This window comes from Butyrivibrio sp. XPD2006 (genome assembly GCF_000420865.1).
Classification (GTDB): domain Bacteria; phylum Bacillota; class Clostridia; order Lachnospirales; family Lachnospiraceae; genus Butyrivibrio.
The window spans coordinates 424,158-435,104 of record NZ_ATVT01000002.1 but is presented as its reverse complement, the minus strand read 5'-3'; the positions used below and the strand labels follow the sequence as shown (position 1 = coordinate 435,104).

The 10,947-nt window shown below is 44.4% G+C and carries 9 protein-coding genes; 5 read left to right on the top strand and 4 right to left on the bottom strand.

Annotated elements, in window-relative coordinates:
* The 3 genes from G590_RS18315 to G590_RS0103780 all read left to right on the top strand — a co-directional run.
* On the top strand, positions 1-660 hold a 660-nt coding region (locus G590_RS18315; protein WP_022764347.1), incomplete at its 5' end, for an IS200/IS605 family accessory protein TnpB-related protein.
* Positions 661-766: 106 nt separating this feature from the next.
* Entirely contained in the window at positions 767-1,144 is a 378-nt protein-coding gene (locus G590_RS0103785) for a NusG domain II-containing protein (RefSeq protein ID WP_022764346.1), read from the top strand.
* A 23-nt stretch (positions 1,145-1,167) separates the two neighbouring features.
* Positions 1,168-1,665, top strand: coding sequence for a Gx transporter family protein (locus tag G590_RS0103780; protein WP_022764345.1), 498 nt, complete (start codon positions 1,168-1,170; stop codon positions 1,663-1,665).
* A gap of 77 nt (positions 1,666-1,742) precedes the next feature.
* Here the strand turns inward: G590_RS0103780 and G590_RS0103775 are convergent, their stop codons facing one another.
* Entirely contained in the window at positions 1,743-3,776 is a 2,034-nt protein-coding gene (locus G590_RS0103775) for a methyl-accepting chemotaxis protein (protein WP_022764344.1), read from the bottom strand.
* Positions 3,777-4,011: 235 nt separating this feature from the next.
* Positions 4,012-6,030, bottom strand: a complete 2,019-nt coding sequence (locus G590_RS0103770) for a methyl-accepting chemotaxis protein (protein WP_022764343.1) — start codon at positions 6,028-6,030, stop codon at positions 4,012-4,014.
* 228 nt (positions 6,031-6,258) lie between these two features.
* On the opposite strand from G590_RS0103770, the gene G590_RS0103765 reads away from it, so the two are divergent.
* Entirely contained in the window at positions 6,259-7,191 is a 933-nt protein-coding gene (locus G590_RS0103765) for a hypothetical protein (RefSeq protein ID WP_022764342.1), read from the top strand.
* A gap of 92 nt (positions 7,192-7,283) precedes the next feature.
* Positions 7,284-8,738 (top strand): trigger factor, encoded by a 1,455-nt coding sequence (gene tig / locus G590_RS0103760; protein WP_022764341.1) that lies wholly within the window; start codon positions 7,284-7,286, stop codon positions 8,736-8,738.
* An 80-nt stretch (positions 8,739-8,818) separates the two neighbouring features.
* Here the strand turns inward: tig and G590_RS0103755 are convergent, their stop codons facing one another.
* Both G590_RS0103755 and G590_RS0103750 read right to left on the bottom strand, forming a co-directional pair.
* Positions 8,819-9,253: a hypothetical protein gene (locus G590_RS0103755; RefSeq protein ID WP_022764340.1), complete on the bottom strand. Its 435-nt coding sequence runs from the start codon at positions 9,251-9,253 to the stop codon at positions 8,819-8,821.
* Positions 9,254-9,275: 22 nt separating this feature from the next.
* Positions 9,276-10,856 carry a hypothetical protein gene (locus G590_RS0103750; protein ID WP_022764339.1) on the bottom strand — a complete coding sequence of 527 codons (1,581 nt, stop codon included), beginning with the start codon at positions 10,854-10,856 and terminating at the stop codon, positions 9,276-9,278.
* Positions 10,857-10,947: the final 91 nt, after the last annotated feature.

The following is a 10,947-nucleotide window of genomic DNA, read 5'->3' as shown; positions in this document are numbered from 1 at the left end:
ACTTTTGGTGCAAGGCCATTTGTGATAAAGGGAGGGGTGATCAAGTCGATCAACCAGCTTTACAACAAGGAGATGAAAAGACTCTCTTCCTGTGCCATGACATGTAACAAGAGGTACAGGACAAGAAAGATGAATGCTCTTACCGAGAAGAGGAACAGAAGGATAAAGGATCAGTTCCATAAGGTGAGCAGACAGCTAGCAGACTATGCAAGGGATAACCATGTCGACGTTGTTGTGATGGGACATAATACATACCAGAAACAGGAGATAGGTATAGGACATGTCAATAACCAGAACTTTGTGCAGATACCAATGCTGATATTTGCAGACATGCTCAGATACAAACTTGCTGAATATGGTATAAAGTTTGTCCTCACAGAGGAAAGCTACACATCAAAGGCAGACTTTCTTGCAAAAGACTATATTCCTGTGTATAAAAAGAATAGCCTGGAAAGCTACTCTTTTTCAGGAAAGCGGATACAGAGAGGACTTTACAGGCACTACGATGGTACAATAACAAATGCAGACATAAATGGAGCTGCAAATATCTTGAGGAAAGTATTCCCAAAGGTAAGCCAATGGGATAGAGGCATAGTGGACATGCCCTGTTCTGCAGGATGCATAGAGCATCGTGCAGGTTCATGCCGCTCTGCGGCATAACAGAAACCCTTTCCGACGTGGAGTCGGTGAGGATAGTTCATGGAGTATGCTAGAGATAAGGGCCTTGATAACGTTCTGCTAAGTCTTGGAGGTAATATTTCCTGCAATGAAAAAGAATGATGTGATCCTCATCGCGGTTTTGCTGGTGGCAGCAGTGCTTACAGCGGTCGGTATGAGGATCTGGCAAATGAATAATACCAAGGATGCCGCGAAAGTTGTGGTGACCATAGACGGGCGGGTTTACGGAACTTACCCTCTTTCAGAGGACAGGACCGAGAAGATTGAACTGCCTGATGGCTCATACAATATCCTTACCATTTCAGACGGATATGCCGATGTGACGGAAGCCTCATGCCCCGATCAGATCTGCGTTAAGCACAACCATATCAAGTACTCCAAGGAGTCGATAGTATGTCTTCCAAACAAGGTTGTGGTAACGGTAGAAGGCGGCGAGGATAATGAAATTGATGGGTCGACATTTTAATATGCACCACGGAGTAGTTTGCGATGAATAACAGGAAGATAGCCTTTTTAGGACTTTTTGTGGCGCTGGCATTTGTACTTTCATACATTGAGTACATGCTGCCACTCAATATAGGAATACCCGGTGCCAAACTGGGACTGGCCAATCTGGTGGTCATGGTGGCACTCTATACGGTTGGCGAGAAGAATGCCATAGCTCTTTCCATCATAAGGGTGGTTCTGGTGGGACTGACCTTCGGAAATATCTCTATGATGATGTATTCACTGGCAGGGGCGGCTCTGTCTCTTTGCGCCATGCTGATTGCCAAAAAAATAGGCAAGTTCTCGGTTACAGGTGTAAGTGTACTTGGCGGTGTTTTCCATAACATCGGTCAGATAATAGTGGCCATGCTGGTTCTTGAGACACAGAGTCTTCTTTATTACCTCCCGTTCCTGATGGTGATAGGAACAATCACCGGTGTGCTCATCGGATTTGTTGCAAACCTGATCACAGTCAGGGTTAAAGGCGTTTTTAAGATGTGAGATATTGGCAAATAAGAAGAGAGCGTACAGAAAAACTGTACGCTCTCTTGTATATGTATAGCGTGTTTTGACAGGATTTATGATTTGAAGAACTGCATTTCGTTATTGAGCTGTTCTGCAATTTCTTTCAGGTTGTTTGCGGAACCTGCAAGTGTTGTAACTGTTGCGGAGAGTTCCTGCATGGATGCGCCTGTCTCTTCTGAAGAAGCTGCGTTCTCCTCGGAAATGGCAGAGAGTGCGCTCATGGTATCAACAACTGCATTTTTGGATGATTCGCATGTGTCTGCGCCATCGGAGATGAGCTGTACACCGCCTACAGTGCTGTTGATGTCGCCCAGCATTCCGTTTACGGCATTGAGTGTCTCGCCGAGAGCTATCTGCTGATCCTGGTTGCCCTGTTTTACATCCTCTGCGGCTTGAACTGCAGCTTTGGACTGTTCGAGAAGGACATCCATTTCTTTTCTGATATCGTCTGCCATAGCCTTTGAGTCATCGGCAAGTTTACCAATCTCTTCAGCAACAACCGCAAATCCTTTTCCTGCTTCACCTGCTCTTGCAGCCTCGATGGAAGCATTAAGTGAAAGGAGGTTGGTCTGTGTTGCGATGGAGGCAATTCCTTCTACCTTGTCATTGATATTTGTTACGGCATCCTGAGTTGCGCCGATAGTTCTTGAGATCTCATCGATCTTGGCTGTCATCTCTGATGAAGAATCCTGCAGGGATGCAAGAGAACTGCTGGAAACTTCAGATGCTTCTTTCATCTTGCCGGCAAGATCTGAAAGACTTCCTGTTGATGTCTGAACTTCGCCTACGGCATCACCGATCTTTCCGACATTCTCGGATGCACTCTGGATTTCATCAGCCTGCTGTGTTGCTCCTGATGCAATTTCCTGTACTGCATTTGATACATCCTCAGCCGTCTGTGAAATCTGGTTGGCCATGTCGGAGAGTTCCTCGGAGGATGTTCCTACCTCTGAAGCAGATTCTTTGATCTTGGCAACTATCTCCTTCAGTTTGTCTATTACTGAATTGGTGTTGTTGATCATCAGGCCAAACTCATCTTTGCGGCTGTTGTGTTCGTTGATATTCTTGAAACGTCCGTCTGCGAGTTGTGATAAAGAATCGCTTACATGATTGATTGGTTCTACAAAAACTTTACCCATCATAACAGAGATTACTGCAGCTATAATCGCCATGATGATACCGATTATTATGATGATCCTTGCAGTGGTTCTTGATGAAGCAAGAACAATTTTTGAGTTTGATGCTACACAGATCGTGTACCCGGAAGTGGGTTCTTTTATGTAAGAAACATATGCATGATAGCCTTTGCCTGTGTCTACGAAATAGAAGCCCTGGTTTTTCCCGGAAGTCATGAATTCAGATTTTGATCTGTCATCTTCTTCATGTGCACCTTCGCCGATTTCATACTGTGAGTGAGCTGCAACAAGACCTGCTGTATCAACGATGAAAGCATCATCTGACTCTTCGGCAAGTAGCTTATGGAAATCGTTGAGGTCGTAGTTTCTCTGAACTATTCCGTATATGTTTCCGCTGCCGTCAGTTACAGGAGCTGCAAATGTTACCTGTCTGACACCGGTTGAACTGCTTACAATGACATCAGATACATTGGGAGTTCCTGCCATGGCCTTTTTAAAGTAGTCTCTTTTACTTACATCAACAAGCTTGCCGTTATCAGAACGCATTATCTGCATTCCGTCTGCTCCCGTAAGGGTTGTGTTATTGCCGTCATTTAAAACGTCATCAACACTTTTAAGAGTGGCGAAAATGACATCATCACTAATACCGGCCTCGGGTGCTGTAATATAAGCTATGATAGTCGGGTTTTCACCAACCTGACGGCATAAGTTGAGGTTCTGGGTTACCAGTGATGAAAATCTGGATTGTATATATTGCGCTTGCCATGCCATGGAATCCTGAGCATCACTCATCGCTTTATTTGTAGATGTCGTATAACTGATGATGATCGACACTGTAAGTGGAATGATGGCTACGGCCAACATGATTGCTACAATTTTCGTCCTTACACTGTTAAAAAATGAAATGCCTGAACCTGAGTTGTTTGTCTTTGCTTTTTTTTCTTTTGCCATAACACGCCTCCATGATATTTAGATAATTCATGCACTTTATATTATACAACTCGGCGCGGAAAACGAGGCGGTGATATACGTAAATATAATAATGTTTTAATGATTTAATATATATTCATTTTTGCGTGACGACGATGAATTCGCGGTGGGGAGCGGCTTTCTCTCTTAAATAAAAAAAGAGCGTACAGAAAACTGTACGCTCTATTTTGTATATTTATAGCGTGTTTGACCGGATTTATGATTTGAAGAACTGCATTTCGTTGTTGAGCTGTTCTGCAATTTCCTTCAGGTTGTTTGCAGAACCTGCAAGTGTTGTAACTGTTGCGGAGAGTTCCTGCATGGATGCGCCTGTCTCTTCTGAAGAAGCAGCGTTTTCTTCGGAGATAGCCGAGAGTGCACTCATGGTATCTACTACTGCGTTCTTTGATGATTCGCAGGTGTCTGCGCCTTGGGAAATGAGCTGTACGCCGCCTACTGTGCTGCTGATATCGCCAAGCATTCCGTTTACTGCATTCAGCGTCTCGCCGAGAGCTATCTGCTGATCCTGGTTACCCTGCTTAACATCTTCGGCTGCCTGAACAGCTGCCTTGGACTGTTCAAGAAGTACATCCATCTCTTTTCTGATATCGTCTGCCATAGCCTTTGAATCATCAGCAAGTTTGCCGATTTCTTCTGCAACAACCGCAAAGCCTTTTCCTGCTTCGCCTGCTCTTGCAGCCTCGATTGAAGCATTCAGTGAGAGGAGGTTTGTCTGTGTTGCGATGGAAGCGATACCCTCAACCTTGTCGTTGATGTTTGTAACAGCGTCCTGAGTTGCGCTGATGGTTCTTGAAATATCATCGATCTTTGCAGTCATCTCAGCTGAGGAATCCTGAAGTGAAGCGAGGGATGTGCTGGAAACTTCTGAAGCTTCTTTCATCTTGCTTGCCAGATCTGAAAGGCTGCCTGTAGAGTTCTGGACGTCTCCGACTGCATCGCCGATCTTTCCTACATTCTCTGAAGCGCTCTGGATCTCGTCTGCCTGCTGAGTCGCTCCGGAGGCAATTTCCTGTACTGCATTTGATACATCCTCAGCCGTCTGTGAAATCTGGTTGGCCATGTCGGAGAGTTCCTCGGAGGATGTTCCTACGTCTGAAGCGGATGCCTTGATATGGGATACTATTTCTTCAAGTTTGGAGATGACTGTGTTGGTGCTTCTTACCATTCCTCCAAATTCATCTTTTCTTTGGTGGTGCTTATCTACCGGCTTAAATCTACCGTCAGCAAGAGCTGAGAGTGAATCATTTACATCGCCGATAGGATCTGTAAATGCTTTTGACATGAAGAATGAGATAATACCTGCACCTATTGCAAGTATGATACCGATGATGATTACAAGCCAGGCAGCTGATGTGGCGGTTGATTTGATCTGCTTCACGCTTCTTGCGCACGCGATAACAAAGCCTGATGAAGATGATCTAACCCAACATATCATGGACTCGCCGTTACCTGCATTCTGCTGATACATTCCGCTCTCGCCTGTGTCACTCATAAAAGGAGCACCTGAGAGATCGATATCTTTTTCATTTTCAGGAGTGATCTCCATGGCGGACATGGCTGCTACCATACCTGTTCTGTCAGAAACAAAGGCATCTTCAGCTTCTGCTGCAAGGATTTCATGAAGAGCATCCATGCTGTAGTTACGCTGAACCATACCTACGATAGTTCCGTCGTCGGCATATACCGGAGCAACGATGGTGATCTGTCTTGCACCTGTTGAAGCGGAAGTTATAACGTCTGATACATAACAGTTTCCTGCCATAGCCTGCTTGAAATATTCTCTTTGAGATACATCTACAAGTTTTCCGGAAGCGCGAAGCAGCTGCATTCCGTCTGCACCTGTCAGAACGGAGATGTTTCCGTCGTTAAGAGATGCATCAACGGTATTCAGATAAGCCTGAGCTTTGGAAGCCGCTGTGAGATCCGTTGGATTAATATAAAAGGTCTTTGTAGAAGGTGCTGCTGCAATAGCCTGCATTGCAATGATGTTTTTCTGGATCACGGTTTCGAATGATGACTCTATGTACCATGCCTGCCAGTCCAGAGCATCAACAGCGTCGGCTGTAGCTTTTTTGGTGGATGTTACATAGCTCACGATTATTGCGATCACAAGAGGAACGATCGCAACAAGCATCATGACAGATATGAGTCTGGTCTTAATGCTGTTGAAAAATGAAATACTGTTTGAAGATTTACTTTTTTTCTCTTTTGCCATAACACGCCTCCATGATATTTTGATAATCCGTGCACTTTATATTATACAACTTTGAGCGGAAAAAAGTGCAATATCCTTCATAAATATAATGAATATTTAATGATTTAAAGAGTATGCACATTATGATATTTCGGCAATTTCACAAAAAGCTTTATACCCTCTTTTATATTTGGAATATTTTTTGTAAAATAGCGGAGTTGATATCATGAATTTTGGGGAGAAAACATAATGGTTAAGGTTTTATACAGTCTTGATGAGGGAGTATTAAGAGCCTGTGAAGCAGAGCTTGCGGCGCTGGGAGCCAGGGAACTGTCAGGGTGTGAGAATCTTCTCAAGCCTGAATATATTGACGGCGATGTTACCTGCAGTCTTGTCGCTGACGACAAGCAGGTAAGGTTTATTGTGGCCGGAGCAGAAGGCGTGTTTAAAGATGTCTTTTTACCGCTTAATAAATCGGTGAAGTTCTATGCAGGTGATGCCTACGATTTTATCTGTTCACTTGAAAAGAAGCTTATTCTTACCATAAAAAACGACTCATATACTGAGGGAAACAGGGAAGCACTCATAGCTTTTCTGAGGGCAAGAAGCGGTGATATGACAGATGCGGAGATAGCGCAGCAGAAGGCACATCAGGAAGCGATGGAGCAAAATGAGCAGAGGAAGAACGCTGAGAAGTTTTATCGACCCAAGGAGGCCAAAGGCTCACTTCCAAGAAACAAAACTCAGTTAAAGGACAGATTCAGGACTCAGGGATATTTTGCAATAGCTTTTGCGATTTTTGGGATGATCGATAGCATTGACGGCATGTTTTTTGGGCGTGGCGTGTTTGATCCGATGAATACCCTGTTTGCCGGGTTAAGAGGCCTGGTGATAGGTTTCTTTTTCAGTTTTACATACACATTTTTCAGGGCCTGGTTTGATAATCAGAAGGAGAAAGTGAGGATTGGCTCCATAGTTCTTTTCTTCATAACATTTCCTGCCTTTACCATAATGGGCGTTCTGGGGGCTATTCCCTACAGCGTATATCAGATTGTTGATGGTAAAAGGACCAGAGGTGTGACAAGGGTTATAAACATAGCCGTTCCGATTTTTATGGGTCTTGTGCTCATTGCTGAGCTTGGACTTTTGTACTTTATATTCGGTATGGGAATGTTTTTATAAAAAATATAGATTATTTTTATTCGTTGTGATATAATCTTTTAGCGACTGTGCCCGGACGGGTAATTTAGCATTATATTAAAGGAGAAACAAAAATGAGCGTAACAGTTGAGAAGCTTGAAAACAACATGGCCAAGCTTAAGATCACAGTTCCTGCAGAACAGCTTGAGAAGGCTATTGAGAAAGCATACCAGAAGAACAAAAACAAGATCCAGATTCCTGGATTCCGTAAGGGTAAGGCTCCTCGTAAGATGATCGAGCAGATGTACGGCAAGGGAGTATTCTATGAGGATGCTGCCAACGATCTTATCGAGGAAGAGTATCCTAAGGCAGTTGAAGAGTGCGGCGAGGATGTCGTATCTTCACCTAAGATTGATGTTGAGGAGCTTGAGGCAGGTAAGGATTTCGTATTCACTGCTGAGGTAGCACTTAAGCCACCTGTTAAGCTTGGAAAATATAAGGGAATCGAAGTTGAGAAGATGGACCTCGATGTAACAGATGACGAGGTTGACGCTGAGATCGACAAGCAGAGAAACATGAATGCAAGATCAATCGACGTTACAGACAGAGCAGTTAAGGACGGCGATACAGTTTCTCTTGATTTCGAGGGATTTGTTGATGGTGTTGCATTTGACGGCGGTAAGGGAACAGATTATCCTCTTACAATCGGTTCAGGCGCATTCATTCCCGGATTCGAGGAGCAGCTTGTAGGCTTCGAGATCGGTCAGGAAGGCGATGTAAACGTTAAGTTCCCTGAGGACTATCAGGCAGAGAATCTTGCAGGCAAGGATGCAACCTTCAAGTGCAAGGTTAATTCAATCAGAGCTAAAGAGCTTCCTGAGCTCAATGACGAATTTGCATCAGATGCAGGTTTCGATACAGTAGCTGAGTACAAGGAAGATGTTAAGAAGAAGCTTGAAGAGAAGAAGGCAGCTGATGAGAAGGCTAAGAGAGAAGATGCAGTTGTAAGAGCTGTCATCGAGGATTCTGAGATGGAGCTTCCTGAAGCTATGATCGAGACCCAGCAGAGACAGATGGTCAATGAGTTCGCTCAGAGACTTCAGATGCAGGGCATGAACATGGATCAGTATCTTCAGTACACAGGCGGATCTGTAGATCAGATGCTCGCACAGGTTAAGCCACAGGCTATCGAGAGGATCAAGAGTAGACTTGTTCTTGAGGCAGTTGCTGAGGCTGAGAAGATCGAGGTTTCTGATGCAGATGTTGATGCAGAGATTGAGAGCATGGCTCACCAGTACAGAATGGAAGTTGAGAAGCTCAAAGAGATGATGTCAGATGCTGAGAAGAAGCAGCTTAAGAGCGATCTTGCAGTTCAGAAGGCAGCAGACTTCCTTGTAGAGAACGTTAAGGAAGGCGCCAAGAAGGCAGCTAAGAAGACAACTGCTAAGAAGGCAGCTGCAGCTGATGGCGAGGAGAAGCCCAAGAAGACAGCAGCCAAGAAGACTACTACCAAGAAGGCAGCTGCTGAGGATGGCGAAGAGAAGCCAAAGAGAACAACAAGAAAGAAGAAGACTGAGGAAGAGGCTTAATCAATTCCCGGTTCGATAAATAAAAACAAAGATAAACCGCGGTAGTTACAGGAAGTAACTATCGCGGTTTTTGATTAATTTTATAAGTATCCGTTTTCTTCCAGGAGTTTCTTCATAAATCCTGTATATTCCTGCAGAGCATCTTCACAAGGGCCCATCATTTCTGCGTTCAGATCAATGGCTTCCTTTGAATCCTTGATCTTGTCGAAGGCGTCCTTGCTTCTTCTGAAGTACTTGGTGTAGTCAACCTTGGACGGATCAATTGCATGGGAAGCTCTTGCTGCACACATTACCAGCTTGTTGTCCTTGTTGAATAGACCGCCGGCTTCCTTTGGGTAGATGATTACATCCCAGTTTTCAGTGGCCGGAAGAACAATATACTCAAGATCGCCATTTCGCTTTGTGGTGGTTCCGAATTCTGACATGTTCTCTCTGTCCCAATGTGCCTCCATAAAATGGAGAATATCATCGGGGGTCATGGACCTGTTTATCTTAATAGTCTGACGTCCCTTCATTTTCGTTATCCTTTCTTGATCATCACTGGCGCTTTCCGCTCATAACTCCTTCGGCAGTATACTGCGCTGTTGTATAACTGAATGGAGCAGTTACATAAGTGATGTTACCATTGGAATCATAGGAGAAGGTGAAGGTTACGCTTACCGGTATACCTTCCATTTCCAAAGTACAATTAGTTACACCTGTTGATTCGTTGTAGTTTGCCATGATATCACTGGTGATGAGGATTACAGGGAAATCTTCCTCGCCTTCAATAGTCTTTGTTTCACCGTTGACTTCACCGGTGAGTTTCATCTTTCCGTGCTGTGTAAAGATTTTGCCTTCAATTTCGGATTTAGGCGGATGAGCAGGTCTTTCAGCCTCTGTCTTGGCAGGTTCTGTGGCCGTATTATCAGCTGCAGCATTGGTCTTCTCTGAAGAAGCACTGTCTGTCTTCGCAGAAGTACTGTCTGCCTTTTCAGAAGTACTGTCAGTCTTGGTCGAAGCCTCTTTATCATCCTTGCTTGCTTCTGAGGATGCTTCTGTGGATGCATCAGCCTTGGCTTCTGCAGTTTCTGTGCCTTCTGCGGTGTATTTGACATCTGACAAAAGATTTGCCAGCAGTGTCTTGCTGGTCTCGCCAACCAGATAAGGTTCGGTGATGCCATAGAAGTAGTACTGGTTCTCAACAATGAACATATAGCAGAACATGGTCAGAGGGATAGGGAATCCATCCGGTGTGAAAGCCATCTCAAAGCAAAGAGCAGGATTTCCTGCAAGTTTGAATGATTGCTTTCTGAGAACATCATCACCTTCATCTACATAGCTGTCTGCCAGATCTGAAAGTATACTATCCGGATCAACTTCGTCGAAACCTGAATTGGCATTTTCTATGTAATTGTACATTACAAATGAAGCAAGAGTGTCTTCCGGGAATCTGTAATAGTGGGCGTTTTCGCTGTCGTCCTTTGTCCAGACAGAAGGCATCTTGTAGGTGATGTTGATAAAGCTTTCGTCCTGATCAAACTTAGGGATGCTGACGATGTAATCAACCTGAGTCAGACGGAAATTATTATCAACACTTTCCAGACGGAATGCGTATTTCTGGAAATCCTTGGGCTGGAAAGCCATTGATGGCATTCCATAGTCGGCTTCATACCCGGTATATACTCCGAATACTCTTACGAACTGATCTACAGTCTTTTCTACAAGCTTGTAGTAATCATCTGTTCCTGAGGCGCCAACTGACACGATCCAGTCGCCGTCCTTAGTCTTTACGGTGATAGCCTTGGCCTCTTTGTCATAGCCGGTAACTTTGCCCTGTATCCAGATCCTGCTGCCTGACTTTACACTGCTGTCTTCGAGGTATGCAGAGTAGTCTTCGACTTCATCAAAATCGTCAGTGAACTGGGGCTCAACCACGTTATCGGGCTCTTCCAGTTCCGGCTCTGCAGGTTCTTCTTTGACTTCCTCCACAGGGGCTTCAGTTGCAGCTTCAGTTGCTTCTTCTACAGCGGTATCTTCCGGCTCGGGAGCGGCTGGTTCTTCCTTGGCTCCTGCACAGGCTGTGGATGCAACCACCAGGGCCATTATTAAGGCTAAGTATCGTAGTCTGTTTTTCATGGGAGCCTCCTTTTTAATTAAAAATTCATAAGTGGGGACCACTATTTCAGTTATACTATTAGTATAAACGGATAATTATACATGAAAATAT

Excerpts from the sequence above, each read along its gene's own strand:
- G590_RS0103785 (WP_022764346.1), top strand. The coding sequence starts at position 767 with ATGAAAAAGAATGATGTGATCCTCATCGCGGTTTTGCTGGTGGCAGCA.
- G590_RS0103780 (WP_022764345.1), top strand. The coding sequence starts at position 1,168 with ATGAATAACAGGAAGATAGCCTTTTTAGGACTTTTTGTGGCGCTGGCA.
- G590_RS0103775 (WP_022764344.1), bottom strand. The coding sequence starts at position 3,776 with ATGGCAAAAGAAAAAAAAGCAAAGACAAACAACTCAGGTTCAGGCATT.
- G590_RS0103770 (WP_022764343.1), bottom strand. The coding sequence starts at position 6,030 with ATGGCAAAAGAGAAAAAAAGTAAATCTTCAAACAGTATTTCATTTTTC.
- G590_RS0103765 (WP_022764342.1), top strand. The coding sequence starts at position 6,259 with ATGGTTAAGGTTTTATACAGTCTTGATGAGGGAGTATTAAGAGCCTGT.
- tig (WP_022764341.1), top strand. The coding sequence starts at position 7,284 with ATGAGCGTAACAGTTGAGAAGCTTGAAAACAACATGGCCAAGCTTAAG.
- G590_RS0103755 (WP_022764340.1), bottom strand. The coding sequence starts at position 9,253 with ATGAAGGGACGTCAGACTATTAAGATAAACAGGTCCATGACCCCCGAT.
- G590_RS0103750 (WP_022764339.1), bottom strand. The coding sequence starts at position 10,856 with ATGAAAAACAGACTACGATACTTAGCCTTAATAATGGCCCTGGTGGTT.